Source organism: Deinococcus sp. YIM 77859, assembly GCF_000745175.1.
In the GTDB taxonomy this organism is placed as follows: domain Bacteria; phylum Deinococcota; class Deinococci; order Deinococcales; family Deinococcaceae; genus Deinococcus.
The window spans coordinates 446514-468588 of sequence record NZ_JQNI01000002.1 but is presented as its reverse complement, the minus strand read 5'-3'; the positions used below and the strand labels follow the sequence as shown (position 1 = coordinate 468588).

The following is a 22075-nucleotide window of genomic DNA, read 5'->3' as shown; positions in this document are numbered from 1 at the left end:
CCGCCCACGGGCTGATGAAGTGTGAGAGTGGGGCAGTAACCAGCAAAAAGCCCCCGCGCGGGGCAGGGGCCTGATACGGCTGGTCACCTACAGGATGTCGTCACGGATGCAGGCCTTGAAGTGGCCGGGAGCAACTTCGCGCAGTTCCGGCACGACCCGCGCGCAGTCGTCAATGGCGTAGCGGCAACGGGTGCGGAACACGCAGCCCGAAGGCGGGTTGATCGGGCTGGGGATGTCGCCTTCTAGGATGATGCGCTGGCGTTTGACGGTGGGATCAGGCACCGGGGCCGCCGAGAGCAGCGCTTCTGTGTAGGGGTGCTTGGGGTTGTTGTTCAGTTCGCGGCTGGGGGCGATCTCCATCACGCGGCCCAGGTACATCACGATGATCCGGTCACAGATGTACTCCACGACGGCCAGGTCGTGCGCGATAAACAGCACCGTGAGGCCCAGCTCCTCCTGGAGGTCCTGCAGGAGGTTAACCACCTGCGCCTGAATGGACACGTCGAGGGCCGATACCGGCTCGTCCGCCACGATAAAGGAGGGGCTTACCGCCAGGGCGCGCGCGATCCCGATGCGCTGGCGCTGTCCACCCGAAAACTCGTGGGGGTAACGGCGCATGTGTTCGGGCCGCAAGCCCACCTTCTCCAGCAGCTCGGCGATGCGCTCAAGGCGCTCCTTGCCGGGGTGCAGATTGTGAATCTGCATCGCCTCGCCGATGATGTCCGCGACCGTCATGCGGGGGTTAAGAGAGGCAAAGGGATCTTGGAAGATGATCTGCATCTCCCGGCGGTAGTCGCGCATCTGGCTCTTGCTGAGCTTGGTGATGTCGGTCCCGTTAAAGATCACCTGCCCGCCGGTGGGCTCGATGAGGCGCAGGATTGCGCGGCCCGCCGTGGTTTTGCCCGAGCCGGATTCACCCACCAGCCCGACAACCTCGCCACGGCCCAGCTTAAAGGACACGTCATTGACGGCTTTGACGTTCCCCACCACCCGCGAGAGCAGCCCGCCGCGAATCGGAAAGTACTTTTGCAGGTTGTTGACCTCCAGCAGAGGCTCACCCTTGCCGGGCATGACGCGCCCCGCCTGGGGATCTACCGTGGCGACCGTGGTTGTGCTCGTCATGCCGTCACCTCCTGCTGGGCCTGTTCAAACTCCTGCCAGCGGATGCAGCGCGCCGTATGGCCGCCACCGGTATCAAAGAGGGGCGGCACCGCCTCGCGGCAGGCCTCCACCGCAAACTTGCACCGCGGCTCAAAGGAGCAGCCACGCGGCAGGTTAAGGGGGTTGGGCACATTGCCGGGAATGGCTTCTAGGCGGCGTTTGGGCTGCCCGTCCTCGCGTACGTCCAGGCCCGGGCGAGGAATGGAATTCAGGAGCCCCATCGTGTAGGGATGACGGGGCGCTTTAAAAATCTCCACCACGTCGCCTTCCTCGACCACACGCCCGCCGTACATCACCACCACGCGGTCAGCCATCTCCGCCACCACGCCAAGGTTGTGTGTAATAAAGAGGATGCTCATGCCGATTTCCTTCTGGAGCTTGCGCATCAGGTCCAGAATCTGGGCCTGAATGGTCACGTCCAGCGCCGTGGTGGGCTCATCGGCAATGAGCAGGGCCGGGTTGCACGAGAGGGCCATGGCGATCATCACGCGCTGGCGCATCCCACCCGACATCTGGTGCGGATACTCGTTCACCCGTTTCTCGGGGGCAGGAATCCCGACCAGCCGCAGCATCTCGGTGGCCACACCCATCGCCTCACGCTTGCTTTTGCCCTGGTGGAGCATCACCGCTTCGGCGATCTGGTCCCCGACCGTATAGACCGGGTTGAGGCTGGTCATGGGCTCCTGAAAGATCATGGAGATGTCGTTGCCACGAATGCGGCGCATCTCGGCCTCGGGGAGGCGCACGATGTCCTTTTGAACGCCGTCCTTGCCGGTAAACAGGATCTCGCCCTCCTCGATCCGGCCCGGCGGCATAGGAATCAGACGCATGATGCTCAGGCTGGTCACGCTCTTGCCCGACCCCGACTCGCCCACCACCGCCAGCGTCTCTCCCTTCTTAATGTGGAAGGTCACGCCGTCCACGCTCTTTACCACGCCGTCATCGGTGTGGAAGTACGTCTTGAGGCCGTTGACGGCCAGCAGCACTTCACCCTGGTGGGTCATTTTTCCTCCGTACGCAACCTATTGCGAAACACGTTCCTGATGATACAGCGCGCACCGTGCCCTACCGGCAAGTTGGGCACGGTGCGGGAGCAGTCTTACTGGCGCTTGCGTGGGTCAAAGGCGTCGCGCAGGCCGTCACCCAGCAGCTGGAAGCACATCACCGTAAACACGATGAAGAAACCGGGAATCAGCACCCAGGGCCGCTGCGTGATGCTGGCAAAGCCGCCCTCCTGCGCCTGGCTCAGCAGGCCGCCCCAGGAGACATAGGGCTCGACCGCGCCGATGCCCAGGAAGCTCAGGCTCGATTCCAGCAGGATGTAGCTTGGAATGGCCAGGCTGAGGGTCACAATCACGTAGGTGGTCATGGTGGGCAGCATGTGCCGCCACATGATGCGCCCGTTGCCAGCGCCCAGCGCCTGCGCCGCCGAGACGAAATCCTGTTCTCGCACGCTGAGGAGTTGTCCGCGCACCACCCGGGCCAGGCCGCCCCAGCCGATAAAGGCCAGCAGACCCAGGATCATATACAGCGCGAAAATTGGATTGATGTCCTGCGGAAACACCGAGCGCAGCAGGATCAAGAGGAAGAGGCTAGGAATCGCCGCAAGCACCTCCACCATGCGCATAATCACCGTATCCACGACGCCGCCGAAGTAGGCCGCCGCCGCCCCCATAAAAAGCCCGATGAGGGTGGTGATCAGCACCGCGCCCACACCGATGGTGAGCGAGATCTGCGAGGCGTACATGGTGCGAGTAAAGAGGTCACGGCCGAGAGCCTCACCCCCAAAGAGGTACACCTTGCAGGCAGGGTTCTCACTGCCGGTCCCAAAGAGATGAATGTTGCCCGGAATAAACCCCAGCAGCCGGTAGGGCTCGCCACGCACGCCAAAGTAGATCGGGCAGCGCGTCTCGGTGGGCCGGTACTCGTTCACAAACGTCTCCATGTTCAGCTGCTGCGCGTACTGGTACACGAAGGGCCGAGTGAACGCGCCCGTTTCGGGGTCACGGAAGTGAATGGGCGTGGGCGGGTGGAACCGGGTAATGTTCGTGGTCGAGTAGCTCGACAGGCTGTCAGGCGCCAGAAAGGGGGCCAGCAGCGCCATGAGGTACAGCAGGATGAGCAGCGTGCCGCCGATCTGCGCGAGGCGGTTCCTGCGGAACTGCGCCCAGGCTACGGCAAATTGCGACTGACCCCGGGCCGGGCGAGTACGGGTCTGGTTTTGTGAAGCCGTTGTCGTCATGGGGGTCTCCTCAGGCCACCTTCACGCGCGGGTCAACGACCGCCAGCAACAGGTCACTGATGGCGTTGCCCACGATGAGCAAAACCGTCGTGATGACTGTGAAGCCCGCGATCAGGTACAGGTCCTGGGTGTTGATCGCCGTGAGCAGCATAGGCGTGATGCCAGGATAGGCAAACACGACCTCAATGAAGCCTGCACCGCTAATCAGGCCGGGCAGCAGGCCGCCGATGCCCGCTACAATGGGCAGGATGCCGTTGCGGAAGGTGTGCTTCCAGATCACGCTGCGCTCACCGACCCCCTTGGCACGCGCCGTGCGGATATAGTCCGAGCGCATGACCTCCAGCATCTGCCCGCGAATCACGCGCGTGAGACCAGCCGCATCGGAAATCGCCAGAACCAGCGCCGGAATGAGCAGGTGTTTGAGAACGTCCCAGATTCGCCCAAGCGTCGAGAGCTGTTCGTAGTTGTTGCTGGTCATGCCGCCGACCGGAATATCCAGGCCCGTCGCATTCCGCACCTGCAGAATGAGGTAGATGGTGATCAGCGCCAGAAAGAAGCTGGGGAAGCCCAACAGAAAGTACAGCACCACGTTGATGGCCTTGTCACCCAACGAGTTTTGGCGAACCGCCCCGTACACGCCTACCGGAATGGCAATCAGGTAAAAGAAAAACAGGTTCAGCAGCACCAGCCACAACGAGTTCAGAACGCGTGGCCAGACCACCTCGAGCACGGGCTGCTGGTATTGGAACGACAAGCCGAAGTCGCCGCGCAGCATGTTCTGCATCCACAGCAGGTACTGCTGCCACACGGGACGGTCCAGGCCAAAATTCCGCTCCAGGTTGGCAACCTGTTCGGGACTGATGTTGGGGTTGAGCCGGGCAGTGGTCAGAAAGTCGCCGGGAGCCAGCTGGATAACAAAAAAGATCAGGACACTGGAGAGCAGCAGGGTCGGGATGGCCTGAACCAGCCGCCGCAGGAGGAAGGGGATCATGAAACGCTCCTGAAGGGTTCACGTGCGTGGGGGGCAGCCCGCTGGTGCGAGCCGCCCCCGAAAAGGACGTGCGGGCGGAAGGTTACTTGATGAAGGTGAGCGCGTTCATCCGAGAGCCGTAGTAGGCGTTCATCAGGTTGCGCGGGTACTCGCCGCCTACGCGCTCATTAAAGGCGACGTGGTAGTTACCGCCCACCAGGTAGATCACGGGCTGGAGTTCACCCTCAGCCTTCATCAGCTGGGCACCGATGGCGCGGCGCTTCGCCGGATCAATCTCGGCGTCACCCTGGTAGTACAGCTTGGTCATCAGGCTTTCTTGCGGCGTCAAGCAGGTGCCCTTGCTGTTGTTGTTGTAGCTGTGCAGGTTGCCGCCGCAGGGCACCACGTTGCTGCCGAAGGGCCAGATGTTGCTGCCGCCCGAAAGCCCCAGCAGAATCGCGTCGAAGGGACGGTCCTCACCCTTGGCGGTAAGCTGGTTGACAAGGTTGTTGAAGTCGATGGGAGTGAAGTTGACCTTCACACCGACCTTCTTGGCCTCGTCCGCAAAGATGCGGCCCAGCTGTTCACGAACGGTGTTGCCCGCGTTGGTGCTGAGGTTGAATTCCAGCACCTTGCCGTTCTTGTCGACCAGGTAGCCCTGGGCGTTCTTCTTGGTATAGCCGAGCTGAGCAAGCAGCTTGCTGGCCTCCGCCAGGTTGTAGGGGTACTTGGGCGCGCTCGCCCCAGCAGCGATCTGCTGCTTGAAGATGGGGTACACGCTGAAGTAGTTCTCCGAGCCCAGACCGCCCAGAGCGAGCTGAATCATGGCCTCACGGTTGGCGATGTGGCTCATGGCGCGGCGGAAGCGCACGTCACGGAAGAGCTTCTGCTTGGCGGGATCGCTGGCCTTGTTCCAGTTGAAGACGATCCACTGGCTGCTGGCCTGCGGGCTGACGTTGGGAAGCAGCGTGGCCTTGAGTTTGCCGCTGTCGATGGCGCGCTTGATCTGCGCGAGGTCATCGGCGTTGCGCGGACCGAAAGCATCGATCTGCCCGGCCAGGAAGGCCGCGAGAGCAGCATTCAGGTCGCTCGTGATGCGGTACGAGTACTGGTCCAGATAGGGCAGCGCGTTGCCGCGGCTGTCCTTGTTCCACTCGCCCCAGTACTTGTTGCGCTCAAACACCGTGCGCTCACCGGCGCGGTAGCTGCTCAGCACCCACATGCCCGGGGAGACGATCTGGTTGGCGGGGGTACCCAGCGTCCACATCTTTTTGATCGCCTCGGCGCCACCCGCGCGGTAGGCCTTGCCGAAGATGTGGTCGGGCCAGGGCGTAAAGGCCATCCGAACATACGCCTGGGAGCTGGCCTGGGGGAAGTCAAACTGCAGGGTGTAGTCGTCGATCTTCTTGATGGTGATGGGCTTCTTGTTCAGGAAGAAGGAGTCGTAGCTGTTGCTGCCGACCTTGTCGTCGGTGTGAATCTTCCAGGTGGTGATCCAGTCGTCCGCCGTGATGGGCTGTCCATCACTGAACTTCATGCCCTGGCGGATCTTGACCACAAAACGCTTGCCGCCGTTGCTGACCGTGGGCTCACCCGCCGCCATGTACGGAATGAGGTCATCGTTCCGAGGATCCTGAATAAACAGGCCCGTTCCTTCGGCCATCGTGTCGGGAACGCTGGTCGCTTCCGCGCTGGTGAAGGGGTTAAAGGTCTTGAAATCCGAGATCGTGTAGTCACGGAACTCACCACCGCGCTTGTTGGCCGTGTTCTGCTCGGCCGTCCAAGCCGCGGGCCAAACGAAGGGGGCGGCGACAGCGGAACCGGCGGTCATCGCCAGGGCAACCAACAGGGCTTTTTTCATGATGCCTCCTGAGTCTGGAACGCCTGACCCACTCCGACCCCAGGCAGGAGCGGTCCAAACGAGCTATTTGAGGTTTCCAGCGCCGTCAATATAAAGATGTGCTTAGACCAGGTCAAGAGAGAAGTTACAGTTCTGCATCTTCAAACACACCCTATTCACAGCTGAGTCAGCTTTCTTCAGCCCCCTGAGCTCCAAAGAGACAACACGGCTGCCCCGCAGGCAGGGCAGCCGAGGTGAGGAAAGCGGAACGCCTACGACACGACGTTCATCAGCAGGGCCAGCAGCATGAAGAGGCCGCCCAGCACGCTCGTGACGCGTACCAAGCCGCCTTCTACGCCGCGCCCGCCAAGCAGTGAGCCGCCGGAAGCCATGCTGGCGCTCAGACCTGCCTGCTTGGGCACCTGAAGCAGCACAAAGAACACCAGCCCCACGCAGACCAGGGCGAACAGAATGATAAACAGCGTCAGAACCATGCAGTACCTCTGTGGCCCTCTCCAGGGCAGGCTTTGGCGGCGCCGCTGCGGCTGGGTTCCCCTCTACGGCCACCGCCCGTGCAGGCGCACACTAGCACATGGGCCAGAAGAACGCGGGACGTTAGGCGTACTTCAGCAGTTCCATCAGCTCGTCGACAAGTTCCTTTTCGTCACCACGCGCGGCGGCCGTCGCCACGTGCGCTTCGAGGTGACCGCGCAACACCACGCTCGCGGCACCATCAAGCGCCCCCTGCACGGCCTTGATCTGCCGCAGCACGTCCATGCAGTACACATTCGGGTCTTCCAGAGAACGGCGAATGCTTTCGAGGTGCCCGCGGGCAATGGCAAGACGCCGGGCTGCCCGCTTGCGGCTATCCTCGGGCATACAGAGGTGACGGCCCGCAGGGCCGCAGGCTTCCTCCCGGGGGGGAGTATCGGGCAGCGCGGTCGGCGTCTCCTGTGCCATTACGGGTTCGCCACCTGCGCGCCGTAGCCTTCCTCAACCACGGCGGCAATGAGCTGTTTGGGATCGGCATTGCCCTGCACCACCGCCTTTCCTGTCTTCAGGTCCACCTGGGCGTCCGTGACCCCGGGAACGCTTCTGAGGGCCTTGGCTACCCCTGCCTGGCAGTGTCCGCAAGTCATCCCGCTGATGTTCAGTTCGATCTGGCTCATGGTTTCCTCCGCGTTCAGGGTATACCCACCCCCCTAGGGTGTCAATGGACATCCGGAGAAATCCATTCCATAACGGCAACTGGAGAATAGCCTCTTGTCAACCTCCCTCGAGGGGCATATGCTCGGGGCATCCTACCCCCCGTGGGGGGATTGGAAGGAGTGAAGGAATGTCGAAGACCATCGAACTCGGGGTGCAGGGCATGACCTGCGCGAGCTGCGTCGGGAGGGTCGAACGCGGCCTGAAAAAGGTTGAGGGTGTCGAGCAGGCCAGCGTGAATCTCGCCACCGAGCGGGCCACCGTGACCTACGACCCCGCGGTGACCACGCCCCAGGCGCTGCTTGACAAGGTGCGGGACGTGGGCTACGAGCCGGTTGTTCGCCAGATCGAGTTGGGCGTACAGGGCATGACCTGCGCGAGTTGTGTGGGCCGGGTGGAGCGCGCCCTGAAAAAGGTGGACGGCGTGGTGGAGGCCAGCGTGAACCTTGCCACCGAACGGGCCACCGTGCAGTACCTTCCTTCCAGCGTTCGTCCAGGACAACTGAAAGCGGCTATCCGAGAGGCCGGCTATGAGGTTCTCGAAGAGCAGGCGGGCCTCAGCCGCGAGGATCAGGAGCGTGCGGCACGGGAGCACGAGGTGAGGCACCTGCGCCGCCAGGTGCTGTTCAGCGTGGTCTTCGCCCTGCCCCTGCTGCTTCTGGCGATGGTGCCCATGCTGGTTCCCGGCGCCGAAGCCTGGTTGATGGGTACCTTTGGGCACCGCGCGATGACTGCCCTGAACTGGGTGATGCTCGCGCTTGCCGCGCCGATTCAATTCGGCCCGGGCCTGCGCTTCTACCGCCTGGGCTGGAAGAGCCTCAAGAACCGGGCGCCTGACATGAACGCTTTGGTCATGATCGGCACGACGGCCGCGTTTCTGTATTCGCTGGTCGCCACCGTGGCCCCCGGTCTCTTTCCAGCGGGGACCGCACACGTGTACTACGAGGCGTCCGGCGTGGTCATCACCCTGATCCTGCTCGGCAAGTACTTTGAGGCCGTCGCCAAGGGCCGTTCCAGCGAGGCGATGAAGAAGCTGCTGTCCCTGCAAGCCAAGACGGCACGGGTGGTGCGCGCCGGGCAGGAACTCGAAGTGCCCACCGATGAGGTCCTTGTGGGCGACCTGGTTTCTGTTCGTCCCGGCGAAAAGATCCCGGTGGACGGCGAAGTGGTGCAGGGCGCGAGTTTCGTGGACGAGAGCATGCTCACCGGTGAACCCGTTCCCGTCGCCAAACAACCCGGGGCCGGGGTCGTGGGCGGCTCCATCAATGGGAACGGCACGCTGACCTTTCGAGCCACACGCGTTGGTGCGGACACGGCGCTCGCCCAGATTATCCGCCTTGTCGAAACGGCCCAGGGGAGCAAGCCGCCCATCCAGGGCCTCGCGGACCGGGTGGTCGCCGTCTTTGTCCCGGTTGTTTTGGGCATCGCGGCCCTCACCTTTCTCCTGTGGCTGATCCTCGGTGGGGAGACGGCCCTGAGCTTTGCTCTGATCACCACGGTGGCGGTGCTGATCATCGCCTGCCCCTGTGCCATGGGTCTTGCCACCCCCACCAGCATCATGGTCGGAACCGGCAAAGCCGCCGAACTGGGCGTGCTGTTCAAGAGTGGCCGTGCCCTGGAAGGGTTGCAGGATGTGGGGGTCGTCGCTCTGGACAAGACCGGCACGCTGACCAAGGGCAAGCCGGAACTCACCGATCTCCTGCCCCTGCCTGGGTTTGAACGCGTTTCCGTCCTGAGATGGCTCGCGGCGGCCGAAGAGCCGAGCGAGCACCCTCTTGCCCGCGCCATCGTGGAGGCAGCGCGGCGGGAAGGCGTCGCGGTCGCGAAGCCGGAGTCCTTTGCCGCAGTGCCCGGCTACGGGCTCGAAGCGCGGGTCGAGGGCCACCTGGTGCAGGTGGGCGCTGACCGCTATATGACCCGGCTGGGGCTAGACGTACAGGTCCTGGCCGAGCAGGTCGAACGCCTGGGGAACGAGGGCAAGAGTCCCCTCTACGTCGCGGTCGATGGCCGGCTCGCCGCCTTGGTCGCCGTGGCAGACCCCATCAAGGAAGGCAGCCGGGAAGCGGTCAGCGCCCTGCACCGCATGGGCCTCAGGGTGGCGATGATCACCGGGGACCATCGCCGGACGGCACAGGCCATCGCCCGTCAACTCGGCATCGACGAGGTGCTTGCCGAAGTCCTGCCCAGCGGCAAGAGCAGCGCGGTCAAAGACCTCCAGACCAAAGGCCACAAAGTCGCCTTTGTCGGAGACGGCATCAACGACGCGCCGGCGCTGGCCCAGGCGGAGGTTGGCATCGCCATCGGCACCGGCACAGACGTGGCGGTCGAGACGGCCGACGTGATCCTGATGAGTGGTGACCTGCGCGGCGTGCCCAACGCCCTGGCCCTGAGCCGCGCCACCCTGCGCAACATCAAGCTCAACCTGTTCTGGGCCTTTGCGTACAACATCGTGCTCATCCCGGTCGCAGCGGGCGCGCTGTACCCCGCTTTCGGCCTTCTGCTCAGCCCGGTTCTGGCGGCGGCAGCCATGGGCTTTTCCAGCGTCTTCGTCCTCACCAACGCGCTGAGGCTGCGCCGCTTCCGGCCCCCCGTCCAGCCCCAGGCCAGGGCCCGTTCTCCCCTCGCTCCGGCTCCCCTTTGAAGGCCGCCGCGCATTGCCCCTTCAACAACGCAAGAAGGTCCCCATAACAGGGACCTTCTTTTGGTGCCGGTGAGGGGACTCGAACCCCTACGGTTTCCCGCTCGATTTTGAGTCGAGTGCGTCTACCAATTCCGCCACACCGGCCCGCACCGGGCAACGCGGATGCTAGCGCGTCAGGGGGCCAGGGGTCAAACGGCACGCCTCAGACCGGCGTGACCTCAGGCCGCACCCCGATTCGCGCTCCCAGGTCACGCCGCAGTTGGGCGCCCGGAAACTCCACGCGATCCGCCAGGGCATAGGCCCGGGCCAGGGCGGCATTCAGGGTGGGGGCGGTGGCCGTCACCGCGAGCACGCGGCCACCGCGGCTGACAAGCTGCGTTCCCTGCCAGGCCGTTCCCGCGTGGTAGATCATCTCGCCGGGCTGCGGCGCAGGAAGGTGCAGGGGAAGGCCCTGTTGCGCCTCTCCTGGGTAACCGGGCGCCGCCAGAATCACGACGGCACTGGCCCCCTCGTGGAAACGAACACTGCTCGGGTCAAGGCGTCCCCGCGCGGCGTCCAGCGCGTGCTGGGCCAGGTCCGAGGCCAGCAGCGGCAACACAGCTTCGGCCTCGGGATCACCAAAGCGGGCATTGAACTCGACGACCTTGGGGCCCGACGGCGTCAGCATCAGCCCCACATAGAGCACACCGGTAAAGGGATGGCCTTCTGCACGCATCCCCCGCAGGGCTGGTTCGACCGTCTCGCGGCAGATGCGCTCCAGGTCACTCGCCGTGAGGGGGAAAGGGCAAATCACGCCCATGCCGCCCGTCATCGGACCGGTATCGCCCTCAAAGATGGTTTTGTGGTCCTGGCTGGGGGGCAGCAGCGCGTAACGCTCACCGTCGGTCAGGGCCAGAATGCTGACCTCCTGGCCGGTCATGAATTCTTCCAGCACAGCCTGTGCGCCGGGTTGCGTGAAGATATCCCGCAGGGCCGCTTCTGCCTCGGCTCGGCTGCGAGCGATGGTCACGCCCTTCCCAGCCCGCAGCCCGGCGTCTTTGACCACCAGGGGGAGGGGCTGCGCGGCAGCGTACGCCAAAGCCTCCGCCAACACGTCAAAACTGCGGTGGGCCGCGGTGGGAATACCGTGACGGAGCATAAACGCCTTGCTCCACGCCTTGTCGCCCTCCAGACGAGCGGCGGCCCGGGTGGGGCCGAAGGCGGGAACACCCCTGGCCCGACAGGCGTCCACCACCCCAGCAGCCAGGTACACTTCTGGGCCCACGATCACCACGTCAGCGCCCTCCTGGACGGCCAGGTCAGCCAGGGCCTCGGCCTCCGGCGAGCAGGCGATCACGCGGGCCTGCGCGGCAATGCCGGGATTGCCCGGTGTGCAAAGAACCTCGTGCCCGGCGCGGCGGCAAGCGTCCACGATGGCATGCTCGCGGCCCCCACCCCCCACCACGAGAACCCGCATCAGCCCTGACCCCGCGCCGCCGCCCGTTGCCAGTAGCGCGCGAGGCCCTGCACGCTCATCCAGGGTGGACAGGCAAACTCAAACCGCTCGGCCAGCTGGGGACCCTCGGCGCGCAGCTCGTTCAGCAGGGCGTCAGTGAACTGCTCCGTGATGGCCTCCAGGTCCTCTCCGGCGGCCAGTCCCTGGCGAACGCGCTCGGCGTCCCCTTCCATGGTCTGAAGCAGGCGGTCCCAGTGCGCCGCCTCCTGCGGATAGCTTCCGAAGTGTGCCAGATGCAGCGTGCGGGCATCCACGTTCCGCAGCGTGGAGACGCTCTCCTGCCAGGCGGGCAGGTTGATGTCGGGCGGCGGCGTAGGCGCGCGGGGAGCCTGGCGCCCGTCCAGCCGCACGCCACCCACGTCCCCTACAAAGAGGTCATCACCGATGTGGTAGGCGAGGTGATGAACGGCGTGGCCGGGGGTAGAGAGGGGAAGCACCTCCATCCTGCCGAGCGTCAGCACCTCGCCACCTGCGAGAACCCTGAGCTGGTCCGCGTCGACCGGGCGCATCTCGCCCCAGAGACGGTCCATCTGAGGCCCGTAGATCTGGCCCGCGCTCGCCAGCAGCCGCTCAGGACGAACAAGGTGCGCCGCGCCGCGCTCATGAACGTAGATGCGGGCCCGCGGCACCCGCTCCGCGACGCGCCCCGCCGCACCCGCATGGTCGAGGTGAATGTGGGTGAGCAGCACGTGTCGCACGTCGCTGAGCGCCGCCCCCAGCTGCGAGAGCCCTTCTTCCAGGGCGGGGAGGGTGCTGCCCGGCCCCACGTCTACGACCGCCAGACCGTCACCGGTGTCTAGGACGTACGCGGCGATCACACCCGGCTGGTCTTGGAAGTTCAGGTCTATCCGTTCTGGACCGCTCATGCGTTCCCCGTGAGGCGAGCACCCGCCAGCAGGATTGCCGCCACGTACTGCACGAAGGCAAAGCCGCGAACCACCCGGACATTCGCCGCCGTCTTCAGCGGCCCTAGGGTCAGCCCCAGAATCAGGGACGCGCTCAGCACAATCAAGGCCACGACCACCCACAGCACCATACGGCGAGTGTACCAGGGGCGCGCCTGTAGCCTGCGCCGCTCCCCTACTCAGCTTCTGTCCTGTCAGGTTCATGAAAGAGGGTGTCCTCTAGGCTCGAGCCTGATTCTTCATTTCCTCTTAAGGAGCGAGGCATGAACCGGACCCTTTTCACGCTGCTTTCCCTTTCCTCCCTGCTCGCCGTTCCCCACGCCCAGGCGCGGACCCTTGCGGAGATCAAGGCCAGCGGCGTTCTTCGCGTCGCGACCTCCGGCGACGTACCGCCCTTTACGGTGATGGATGGCGAACGCTTCCGCGGCTACGAACCGGAACTGCTGGAAGGGGCCGCCAAGCTCCTGGGGGTAGAGGTCCGCTTCCAGGCTGCCCCGATGGACCAGCTCACCCGGCTGCTTCAGGAGGACAAGGTGGACGTGGCGCTCGGCGCGCAGGCGATCACGAGCACGCGCGAAAACCGCGTGGACTTTACAGTCCCCATCGCCTGTGCGGGCGTCTCGGTGGTCTCCCTGGACCCCAAACTGCAAAAGCACACCGACCTCGTGGGCAAGACCATCGCGGTGGGATCGGGGTCAGTCATGCAGACGTACGTGCAGAAACTGCCCTTTGAAAAGAAGGTGAACGTCTACCCCACGAACAACGACGTGACCTACGCCGTGATCTCTCGGGCGGTGGACGCTACCTTTGCCTATACGGTGATGCAGCCGGCCGTCAAGCAGCTTTTTCCCAAGGCGAACCTGCACTTCGGACCCGAGCTGTGGAATGTGCGCATCGGCATGATGGTGCGCGAGGACAATACGACCCTGCGCGCGGCGCTCAACGAGGCCCTGAGCAAGTACATGAACACCAACGCGTACGCCTTTCTCACGCAAAAGCATTTCCGCCGGGACGTGCGCTGCAGAAGCTGATCCCACGGCGCGGGACGAAGCGGCTTTGGCCTCCTGAAAAGCCGCGTCCCGCGCCGTCAGCTCGGCCCGCGGCTGCTGAGCGCCACCAGCGCGTCCCAGTTGTCCGGCTGTACGGGATCATCCAGGGCAGCCTTGTTGCGGCCGGTCAGGCCGCAGCTGCGGCAGCGGTGAACGATCATCCACCCTTTTTTGCCGCTGCTTTCCACCCCCACGGGCTCCATGACACCGCCGCAGTCGCTGGCACGGTCACCGGGAAAGACATCCACATGCAGCGAGTGGAGACACTCGGGGCAGTGGTTGCGCACGGAGCCGTTTTGCAACGGGCTCACCGCCGTTCCGCAGTGGGCACAGAGAAAGGCGTTGTTGGTGCCCTGAACGGTAAAGCGCCGCGGGCTCACCGGCGGCCTCCCCGGCGCGCTGCCCAGCGCGTCGCCAAAAAGGCGCGAATGCTCGGCACGGCCACCAGGCAGCCCCCCAGCAGCAAGAAGCCTACGCCTGCCAGGCTGATGATCCAGCCCTGCCAGTGGCTGACCCCCGCCAGCATCCCCACCACAAAGACCAGCAGGCCCGCAAGCATGCTGAAACTCACCGTCAGCCGCCACGCCCAGACGCTGCCGCGCCATACCTGCCCCAGCAGCACAACGGTCGCGCAGGCATACAGCACATTCCGCGCGAAGTTGTCCGTGTTTCCCTGAAGCAGGTGTCCGAAAAACGGCGTTGTCGACAGCATAAAAAGGCCCAAGAGCACCGCCAGGGTCGGCGTGCGGCCTACCTCTGCCAGCGCAGGGTCAAAGGGAGACGGGTCCGGACCGCCAGGCGTGGAAAGACTCACAGCGGCATTCCAGCACGTCTGAGCCGCAAGAACCAGGACGGGGGTCACGGCACGCTCGCCCAAGCCAGGTCCCCCAGGCGGCGAGCAGCGTCCCGCGCGGTCTCCTCACCCCAGAGGTGCGCAGCGACGGCGAGCGCCGCCCGTAGGGCCAGCAGCCCCCCGGGCGCGGTGGTGAGGAGGCCGTCCGTCACGACCGCACCGGCACGCACCTCCGCGGGACCGTAGCCCCAGAGCGTGTCGCCCAGTTCTGCGGGTCCGCCCACCACACGGTCTCTCAAGCAGCCCGCGGCGCCCAACAGCAGCAGGCCGCTGCCGCTCGCGCCGGTAGGCAGGCCCGCATGACGAGCCAGGAATTCGCGCAGCAGAGGATCGCGGGCCGCCTTTTGGGCCCCGGGCCCACCCGGCAGCAACAACGCGGCAGGCTCGGGCAGCGCGGCATACAGCACGTGCGGCGTGCTGACCAGGCCCCCAGCGGTCACAATGCTGGCTCGCGAGCGGTTCACCGTGCGCGCGACCCCCTCGCCCCCGCACAGCCGGCAGACCGTGACCATCAGGCCGAGTTCGAGTTCGCTGACTCCCGCGTAGACGGGCAGAGCCACCACCGGAGGGCTGGCCGCGGGTGCTGTCATGGGCGGACAGGCCGCACCCGGTAGACCCGCCGCGCAGCGGGCGGCCCGACCTCGCCCCGCTCGAGCAGGACGGCGACGGCCTCCGGTGTGAGGCGTTCCATGCGGGTAAGGTACGTTTCCAGCGTCTGCGGGCTGTCGAAGCGGCGGGGATGGGGATCCCCTTCGACGCGCAGGTCAAGCCAGTCGGTTCCGCTGCTCATAGGGGTGCCGTCGCGGACGGCCATTCGCTCCACTCTTGGAGATTCTTCATGGATCTCAGCCACCGGGAGTTGTGTTGTTTCTTCATGGTGTTCCACTCTATACGGTGACGCAACCAGTAACGGTTTTGGAGGGCTTTCCCCTGCCCCTTCGGGAGAGGTGTCTCTGGGGCAGAGATGGGAAAGGAGGAGGGATGCTTTTCTGTCCACCCTCTCACCTGCTATTAAAAGTGGAGCATGACTTCAGACGAGCAGACACTGAACCCGGAGATCATGGTACGCCTCAAGGAGATGACCCGGGAACAGCATGACGCCGTCGAACGTCTCTTCCCCGTCTTTGAGCCCACCTTCGACCGGCGACGCTACGCGGCCCTCCTGGGTCAGCTCGCCCAGGTGGTGTTTCCCCTAGAAGCCCACCTGTTGTCCCTTCCCCTCCCGGCGGCGTTCCAGCTTCCCAAAAGATTAAAAAGCGCGGCCCTCCTCGAGGATCTGCGTGTGCTTGGTGTAGAGCCGGCATCGGCGCCTCCGGCCTACTTGCGCCTGCCACCGGATGTCCCCACCGCCCTCGGCGCGCTGTATGTGCTGGAAGGTTCAACCTTGGGGGGCCAAGTCCTCTCGCGGCAGTTGCAGGCCCGGCTTGCCCTCACGCCGAAGCGCGGTTTGCGCTACTTCTCGGGGTACGGCCCGCAGACGGGGGCGATGTGGCTTGCCTTTGGACGTGCCCTGCGCCAGCACGTCCGACCGGGCGAGGATCTGCGGGTGATTGAGGGTGCGCAGCAGACTTTTGCGGCTTTTGAGTGCGCCCTGACAGGAGTGTCCGCGTGACGGAAGGCCCGCTGGACTTGTTGCCCCCCACCTACCTGGGCGGACCGAGCATCACGCCTGAGAACTGTGACCGCAAGCCGATTCATCTTCCAGGAAGCATTCAGCCACACGGAGCGCTGCTGACTGTCGACGCCGCAACGTGCCTGATCCTTCAGGCGAGTGCGAACACGCAAGCGCACCTTGGCCACCCACCCGAGGCACTCAGGGGTCAGGCCCTCACCACGCTGCTGCCAACCAGCGAGGCACAGTCCCTGCTTGCCGCTCTGCCCCCCGGGTCGCCCGATCATCTCCAGTACCGCACGGTGCTCGGTCTCCCGGCGGGCCGCCTCGCCCTGACCGCTCACCGCGCGCAGGACCTGCTGATCCTGGAATTTGAGGCGAGTGAGGGGCACGGTCCCACCGGCCCACCGGCCCTGCGCAACGCCGTGTTCGCCCTGGAAAGCGCCCCCACACTCGCCGACCTTGTGCAGGTGGCCGCCCGGGTTGTGCGGGAGATCTCGGGATTTGACCGGGTCATGGTCTACCGCTTTGCTCCGGACGGGAGTGGAGAAGTCATCGCTGAGGCTCGGCGGGAAGACCTCCATGCCTTCTTGGGCCACCGCTTTCCCGAGTCAGATATCCCGGCACAGGCGCGGGCCCTGTACAAGCGCCACCTGCTGCGGCTCACGGCGGATGCACACGCTGCCCCCGTCCCGCTCGAACCGCTGCTTCATCCCCAGACCGGTCAGCCCACGCCTCTGGGAGGAGCCGTGCTGCGCGCGACCTCTCCCATGCATCTTCAGTACCTGCGGAATATGGGGGTGGCCTCCAGTCTGTCGGTGTCCATCGTCGTGGAGGGTCAGCTCTGGGGCCTGATCTCCTGCCATCACCTCACGCCTTATGTGGTTTCTCCTGAAACCCGCACGGCGCTCGAATACCTGGGCCGCCTGCTGAGCCTGCAGGTACAGGTCAAGGCCCGAGCGGACACAGACAGGTTTCGTGCTCAGCTGCAGGCGCGTCACCTTCAACTCGTGGACGCCGCTGCCCATTCACTCGCGCCCCTGGCCACCTTGACGGATGAAGGTTTGGATCTGGCAGGGCTGATGCGAGCGAGCGGCGTGATCGTGTTTTTTGAGGGGCGCTGGCAGGCGCGGGGCCTTGTCCCCGAAGCCGCCGAGATCGACGCCCTGCTTTCTTGGCTTCGCACGCGGGAAGGCTCGCTCTTCTCCACCGACGCGCTGGCTGACCACTGGCCACCTGCCGCCCACCTGACGGACCGGGCGAGTGGTCTCCTCGCCATCAGTGTAGGGGGCGGCTGGGCTGAGGGGGTGGTGTGGCTGCGCCCAGAGATCACCACGGTGGCTCGCTGGGGCGGCGCGCCGCCAAAAGAGGCCAAAGGTCGGCTGGGACCGCGCCACTCCTTTGAGACCTATGTCGAAACGGTACGGGGACGAGCCGAACCCTGGCATCCCGGGGAGCTGGAAGAGGCCCAGGACCTTCAGCGGGCCCTGACGGCGGCGCTGGGCGAACGGCTCCAGGTGGTCCGCGAGCTCAATGCGGCGCTGGAGCGGGCCAACGCCGAGTGGCGTCAGTACGCTTTCGTGATCGCCCACGATATGCAGGAGCCTGTACGCTTGATCACACAATTTGCAGAACTCTTTCACCTGCGGTACCGCGACCAGGTGGACGCTTCTGCCGAACGTATTCTCCGCTTTCTGCTGGACGAAGCGGCGCGGCTGCGCAGCCTCACGCACGACCTCTACCGCTATACGGCGCTGCTCTCCGCCCCGCCTCCAACCCGCCATCCGGTGAACCTGGGCGAAATTCTGCGCGGCGTGCTTGCAGAACTCGCTCCCCAAATCCGTGACACCGGGGCAGAGATAGCAACCCAGGAGCCGCTGCCTTCCCTCGAGGTTGAGCCCTCCGAGCTGCGCGACCTGCTGCGGCACCTCATTCAGAATGCCCTCACCTTCGCGGGCCCGAAGCCCCGAGTGGAGGTGAGCACCGAACGGCAGCCCGGCGCCTGGAGCGTCACTGTCCGCGACTTTGGACCGGGAATCGCTCCAGAGTACCAGGAGAAGGTCTTTGGCTTGTTCCAGCGCTTGGGCCGCCGCGAGGATGCCCCGGGCAACGGCATTGGGCTCGCCCTGTGCCGCCGGATTGCCGAGCGTCATGGAGGTCGCCTCACCCTCACGTCCGCTCCGGGGACAGGCTGTGCCCTGACGTTCTTTCTGCCCGACCTCGTCAACCGCTATGCCTGATCTCCCCCTCCATCTGCTGCTGGTCGAGGACAACCCGGCGGACATCTTCCTGATGGAGGCCGCCCTGGACCTCGATGGCTTTTCCCACACACTGACTGTGGCCCGTGACGGTCAGGAAGCCTTAAAGCTCCTCGAGGACGCACTGGAACGGGGCACGCTGCCTGACCTCGTCCTGCTGGATCTCAACCTGCCTCGTCTCAACGGCTTTGACGTTCTGGGGGCTATCCGCAGTCATCCTCAGCTGAGGCAACTCACCGTTGTGGTCTTTACGACCTCTACGGCGAGCACGGATGTCCAACGGGCCTACACGCTGCGAGCGGATTCCTACGTCACCAAGCCCGCTGGCCTTGACGAGTTTCTCGGGATTGTGCGGCAATTGGGTGCCTTTTGGTCACAGGGAGCTCATCTGCCCTGCACCCATGCCCGGCCGTCCTAGGGCACTCACTCCCACTTGGCTAGAGTTCGCGCAGATCCTCCCAGAGTTGCCAGCCCACACCAGGCGGCGTAGCGTCCAACAGGGGACCAAGGGCCTCGCTGGCCGCCTCGGCGTCCTCGTGGAGTTCGCTTCCGGCTGGTTTGTCGTCGTACACGCGCAGCACGGTGAACTGATAAAAGGTCTGTCCGGCCGTCGGCTCGCCGTTTTCGAAAAACGCGAAGGGTGGGGTCACCTCGTCCCACAGGACGTGCGCATGGTCGAGTTCATGAGGCAGGTAATGTTCTAGGTCCACGTCGGCGTTCTTGGGGTGCCAGAGGTAACCCTGGAGCAGGCGCACGGCAGCGCGACCCCCTCCGCCACCGTGGTCGTCAGTGGTGCTCATCACTTCGCAGCATACCCGCTTCGGGCACACAGGACCGAGGTGCATAAGCAAGGATTCAAGGCTTAGCCGTACCCCGCAGGATTACACCTCCTGCCGGTTCTCCCGCGCTTCCAGCAGACCGAGCGCGTCGCGTACCCGTAGGGTCCCCGCCTCCCACTCCGGGTGCAGGGCGCGCAAGACGGCTTCCGGGTGTGGATGCCGCTGCTCCAGGGCGCGGCCCGCCTCACGCCAGACGCCGAAACGAAAGGGGCCGAGCGCGGGATCACCCAAAGCGTGCCGCAACGAGCGCAGGGTGCGCTCACCGTCGAGGATGGTCGCGCGGGCCTCTAAGGCCAGGAGCTGCGCGGTGAGGCCGGGGTCGGGGGCGTGGGTTCCGGAGAGGCCAGCCTGCACGCGGCGCACCAAGACATGTGCGCGGTTGATCTCTGCCAGAGCCGCCGGCTCCTGGTCGGCCCGCAGCAGCGCCTCGGCAGACAGGGCGCGGGCCTGCGCCTCCGCATAGGGATGATCCGTCATGTCGAGCGCGCGGCGCACCGATTCCAGCGCCGTCCGGGGGTCAGGTTCTGCCAGAGCGCGGCTGAGGTGCATATCAAAGGTCAGCACCTGCTCGCGGTCGCTGGGCGCGGGGGGGCGCGCCAGAAAGGCGTCGAGGAGGGCGCGGGCGTGCACGAGGTCAGGGTGATCGCGCCGCGCACCGGCAAACGGCTGAAGGTATGGCCGGCCCAACCCACGGGTAAGGTACGCCAGCGCGACCCGGTAGCGCGTTCGCCGGGTTCGGTACTCGGCCTCGGCTCGCCGCGGGCCAGGCTGAGCCAGGAGTTCCAGGGCGCGCGCGGCGTCGGCCAGGGCGTCGTCGGGCCGTGCGAGGGCCAGCAGGATGGGCACACCCTCGCTCAGGAGGCGCGCGCGCAACACCCTGTCGCTGCGCCCTTCCCAGCCGTCCTCGTTCGGCAACAGGGCCAGCGCCTGCTCTAGAACGCGCAGTCCCTCCTGCGGGCGGCCCAGACGGCGCAGGGCGGTGGCCGCGCGGGCGACGGCGCGGGCGCGTTCCTCGGCGCTGCCTCCGGCGCCCTCCAGACGAGCAGCAGCCTCGGTGAGGGCCGCGAGGGCCGCGTGCGGCTGTCCTAGACGCAGGCGCAGGTCTCCTTCCTGGTACAGGGCACGCGCGGAGAGCAGCGGACTGCTGTCTGGGACGAGGTGCAGGTGCCGCAGCGCCTCTGCCCAGCGCCCCGCGTCCTTGGCGATCAGGCCGCGCCAAAGGTGCGCTCGTGGGCCGCTGTGCGCGGCACGTGGATCAGACACGACCCGAGTGGCCGCGTCGAGGTCACCCCGCCAGCGGGCAAGCGCCGCCTGCACAAGCAGCGCGTCGGCCTGGGCCGCGACCGTCCAGGCATCGGGCGGGCCCGCCAGCGTTGCCGCGAGTTCCGGGTGCGCGAGCTGCGCGGTCGCCGCCTCGAAATTCCCGGCGTCTACGCTGCTTTCCGCGAGCTTCACCCTCGCCCAAACGCGGGCGGCGGCATGGGGCGACTCCAGCAGGGTAAAGAGGGCATCCCGCGCGCGGGGGTCGTCGTACTCGCCCCGTCCGGCGTGGTGTGCGGCCACCGCGCGCGCCAGCGCCTCCCGCGTTTCTCCACGTGCACCGGCCCGCACCTGTGGCCACAGGGCCGGGAGGTGGCGGGCGTCATCCGGATGCGCCGCGACGTGGGCCGCAAGAGCTCCCCACTCACCGAGGGCGGCCAGAGCACCCAGCCGCGCGGGAGCGAGGTCCGCAAGCGGTGGAGCGGTGATCAGGCGGCCCAGCGCCGCCGTACGGTCGGCCGCAGGCACGTGACGCAGGGCCGCCCGCAAGACTGGTGCCGGCTGCCATCCCGTTTCCTCGCGGCGCAGCAGCGCTCGGGCGTGGGGGGGCAGCGCCGCGACGGGTTCCCCCAACGCGGCGGCAAGAGCGGTGTCCGGCACGCCATGGCCGCTTTCCCCACCCAGCGACACCAGCGCCGCCGCCACCCGACGCACCTCCGAATCGGCCAGCAGCCGCTCTGGAGGGACGCCCTCCGGGCCACTTCCGGCCAGGAGGGTGAGGCGGTCTAGGTGGCGGCCGGTCTCGCGCGCCAGGGCATCGGCCCGTTCCCGGGTGACCCCCAGACGCGCCATCAGGTAGGCGCGGGCCTCGGCCAGCGTGGGCGGGCGCAGGGCGATCACCTCACACAGTCCGCTGGGCAGCCCTGCCCCGTCCTCCAGGGCCAGCAGCACCGCCACGCCGGGAGGAGCGCGGCGCAGCAGGTGCTCCGCCAGCCAGGCAGCAGCAGGAGCCGGTGTGCCGTCTCCCCAGCGCGGCGGTCCCCCACCAAAGTGCAGGTCCGCGGTGGCCCGGACCAGCAACACGCCGGGGGAGGTGGGGAAGAGCTTCCGGGCTGCGTCTGCCTGGGCCTGCGCCTGCTCGGCGTAGGAGGTGCCGCCCCCCCCAAGGGCCAGCGCGCTCCGCACGTCACCGCTGAGGTTCAGCCGCCGGATCTGCCCGGCGTCCAGGCCATGGAGAGCACGTTCCAGGTGGTCCAGCAGGACGGTCTTGCCGGCCCCAGCACGACCGGTCACGATCAACCGGGGAGCGCGGCCAGCGCGAACCCCAGCCAGAAACTGCTTGTAGGCACGTTTCTTGCTGCGACCCAGCAGCTCCAGTTCGTCGGGAAGCGGGGCGGGCGGCAGCGGCGGCGCGCCGTCTTCGGGGAGGGGCCGTCCTGCCTGGCGCGCGAGATCGGCGAGAATGCTGCGAAGAGCCGCCTTATCGGCCGGCGTCCCCACGTTGCGGTAGACGATATTGCGCACCGAGGCAGGATTGGCTCCCCGCGCGCGCATCTCGGCTTCCAGCCAGCGCAGGCTGCCGGGCACGCCCCGTCCAGCCTCGCGGGTAGGAGGCAGATGCGCGCGCAGGTCGGCCAGAATGCCTTTCCAGTCCACAGTGGGGCGAGCCTAGCATTCCCCTCCCCCCATCTTGAACCGGGTGCAACGCCACAGCCCGAACTGTGTATACTCGGTCCAGTTTTCA

The 22075-nt window shown here is 66.0% G+C and carries 22 protein-coding genes and 1 tRNA gene; 5 read left to right on the top strand and 18 right to left on the bottom strand.

The window, feature by feature from the left end; translation table 11 throughout:
• Positions 1–87 precede the first annotated feature (87 nt).
• The 8 genes from EI73_RS02470 to EI73_RS02435 form a co-directional block, all read right to left on the bottom strand.
• Entirely contained in the window at positions 88–1071 is a 984-nt protein-coding gene (locus EI73_RS02470; protein ID WP_156103550.1) for an ABC transporter ATP-binding protein, read from the bottom strand.
• A gap of 47 nt (positions 1072–1118) precedes the next feature.
• On the bottom strand, positions 1119–2165 hold the full coding sequence (locus EI73_RS02465) for an ABC transporter ATP-binding protein (protein ID WP_034383873.1): 1047 nt from the start codon (positions 2163–2165) through the stop codon (positions 1119–1121).
• Between the two features lie 95 nt (positions 2166–2260).
• Positions 2261–3403 (bottom strand): ABC transporter permease, encoded by a 1143-nt coding sequence (locus tag EI73_RS02460; protein ID WP_034383871.1) that lies wholly within the window; start codon positions 3401–3403, stop codon positions 2261–2263.
• Positions 3404–3413: 10 nt separating this feature from the next.
• Entirely contained in the window at positions 3414–4394 is a 981-nt protein-coding gene (locus EI73_RS02455; protein WP_034383869.1) for an ABC transporter permease, read from the bottom strand.
• 82 nt (positions 4395–4476) lie between these two features.
• Entirely contained in the window at positions 4477–6234 is a 1758-nt protein-coding gene (locus EI73_RS02450) for an ABC transporter substrate-binding protein (protein ID WP_034383867.1), read from the bottom strand.
• Between the two features lie 251 nt (positions 6235–6485).
• Positions 6486–6707 carry a preprotein translocase subunit SecG gene (gene secG / locus EI73_RS02445; protein WP_034383865.1) on the bottom strand — a complete coding sequence of 74 codons (222 nt, stop codon included), beginning with the start codon at positions 6705–6707 and terminating at the stop codon, positions 6486–6488.
• 121 nt (positions 6708–6828) lie between these two features.
• Positions 6829–7092, bottom strand: coding sequence for a metal-sensitive transcriptional regulator (locus EI73_RS02440; protein ID WP_034387557.1), 264 nt, complete (start codon positions 7090–7092; stop codon positions 6829–6831).
• 80 nt (positions 7093–7172) lie between these two features.
• Positions 7173–7382 carry a heavy-metal-associated domain-containing protein gene (locus tag EI73_RS02435; RefSeq protein ID WP_034383863.1) on the bottom strand — a complete coding sequence of 70 codons (210 nt, stop codon included), beginning with the start codon at positions 7380–7382 and terminating at the stop codon, positions 7173–7175.
• Positions 7383–7549: 167 nt separating this feature from the next.
• On the opposite strand from EI73_RS02435, the gene EI73_RS02430 reads away from it, so the two are divergent.
• A complete protein-coding gene (locus EI73_RS02430) occupies positions 7550–10060 on the top strand; it encodes a heavy metal translocating P-type ATPase (RefSeq protein WP_034383860.1) in 2511 nt (836 codons plus the stop codon).
• Positions 10061–10121: 61 nt separating this feature from the next.
• Here EI73_RS02430 and EI73_RS02425 read toward each other — a convergent pair.
• The 4 genes from EI73_RS02425 to EI73_RS16490 all read right to left on the bottom strand — a co-directional run bounded on the left by EI73_RS02425 (position 10122) and on the right by EI73_RS16490 (position 12591).
• Positions 10122–10204: transfer RNA gene (locus tag EI73_RS02425), tRNA-Leu, on the bottom strand.
• A 58-nt stretch (positions 10205–10262) separates the two neighbouring features.
• Entirely contained in the window at positions 10263–11516 is a 1254-nt protein-coding gene (purD, locus tag EI73_RS02420) for a phosphoribosylamine--glycine ligase (RefSeq protein ID WP_034383857.1), read from the bottom strand.
• Positions 11516–12421, bottom strand: coding sequence for an MBL fold metallo-hydrolase (locus EI73_RS02415; RefSeq protein ID WP_034383854.1), 906 nt, complete (start codon positions 12419–12421; stop codon positions 11516–11518). Before EI73_RS02415 ends, purD begins: the two co-directional genes overlap by 1 nt.
• Positions 12418–12591 carry a hypothetical protein gene (locus tag EI73_RS16490; protein ID WP_197050734.1) on the bottom strand — a complete coding sequence of 58 codons (174 nt, stop codon included), beginning with the start codon at positions 12589–12591 and terminating at the stop codon, positions 12418–12420. Before EI73_RS16490 ends, EI73_RS02415 begins: the two co-directional genes overlap by 4 nt.
• A 132-nt stretch (positions 12592–12723) precedes the next feature.
• Between EI73_RS16490 and EI73_RS02410 the strand changes: the two genes are divergently transcribed.
• Positions 12724–13491, top strand: coding sequence for an ABC transporter substrate-binding protein (locus EI73_RS02410; protein ID WP_034383851.1), 768 nt, complete (start codon positions 12724–12726; stop codon positions 13489–13491).
• A 56-nt stretch (positions 13492–13547) separates the two neighbouring features.
• On the opposite strand, the gene EI73_RS02405 is transcribed toward EI73_RS02410, so the two are convergent.
• From EI73_RS02405 to EI73_RS02390, 4 genes are read right to left on the bottom strand one after another with little or no spacing between them, the layout of a single operon-like run.
• Entirely contained in the window at positions 13548–13889 is a 342-nt protein-coding gene (locus EI73_RS02405) for an RNHCP domain-containing protein (protein WP_034383848.1), read from the bottom strand.
• Positions 13886–14323, bottom strand: coding sequence for a hypothetical protein (locus EI73_RS02400; protein WP_051935385.1), 438 nt, complete (start codon positions 14321–14323; stop codon positions 13886–13888). Before EI73_RS02400 ends, EI73_RS02405 begins: the two co-directional genes overlap by 4 nt.
• Before the next feature lie 44 nt (positions 14324–14367).
• A complete protein-coding gene (locus tag EI73_RS02395) occupies positions 14368–14952 on the bottom strand; it encodes a DJ-1/PfpI family protein (protein WP_034383845.1) in 585 nt (194 codons plus the stop codon).
• On the bottom strand, positions 14949–15176 hold the full coding sequence (locus EI73_RS02390) for a hypothetical protein (RefSeq protein ID WP_231557264.1): 228 nt from the start codon (positions 15174–15176) through the stop codon (positions 14949–14951). The genes EI73_RS02395 and EI73_RS02390 overlap by 4 nt, the downstream gene beginning before the upstream one ends.
• A 210-nt stretch (positions 15177–15386) precedes the next feature.
• On the opposite strand from EI73_RS02390, the gene EI73_RS02385 reads away from it, so the two are divergent.
• From EI73_RS02385 to EI73_RS02375, 3 genes are read left to right on the top strand one after another with little or no spacing between them, the layout of a single operon-like run.
• Positions 15387–15974, top strand: a complete 588-nt coding sequence (locus EI73_RS02385; RefSeq protein ID WP_034383842.1) for a biliverdin-producing heme oxygenase — start codon at positions 15387–15389, stop codon at positions 15972–15974.
• On the top strand, positions 15971–18214 hold the full coding sequence (locus EI73_RS02380; protein WP_034383839.1) for an ATP-binding protein: 2244 nt from the start codon (positions 15971–15973) through the stop codon (positions 18212–18214). The genes EI73_RS02385 and EI73_RS02380 overlap by 4 nt, the downstream gene beginning before the upstream one ends.
• Entirely contained in the window at positions 18207–18650 is a 444-nt protein-coding gene (locus EI73_RS02375; RefSeq protein WP_034383837.1) for a response regulator, read from the top strand. Before EI73_RS02380 ends, EI73_RS02375 begins: the two co-directional genes overlap by 8 nt.
• Before the next feature lie 19 nt (positions 18651–18669).
• Here the strand turns inward: EI73_RS02375 and EI73_RS02370 are convergent, their stop codons facing one another.
• Both EI73_RS02370 and EI73_RS02365 read right to left on the bottom strand, forming a co-directional pair.
• Positions 18670–19032 (bottom strand): DUF3208 domain-containing protein, encoded by a 363-nt coding sequence (locus EI73_RS02370; protein WP_034383834.1) that lies wholly within the window; start codon positions 19030–19032, stop codon positions 18670–18672.
• An 81-nt stretch (positions 19033–19113) separates the two neighbouring features.
• On the bottom strand, positions 19114–21987 hold the full coding sequence (locus EI73_RS02365; RefSeq protein ID WP_034383831.1) for a hypothetical protein: 2874 nt from the start codon (positions 21985–21987) through the stop codon (positions 19114–19116).
• Positions 21988–22075 lie beyond the last annotated feature (88 nt).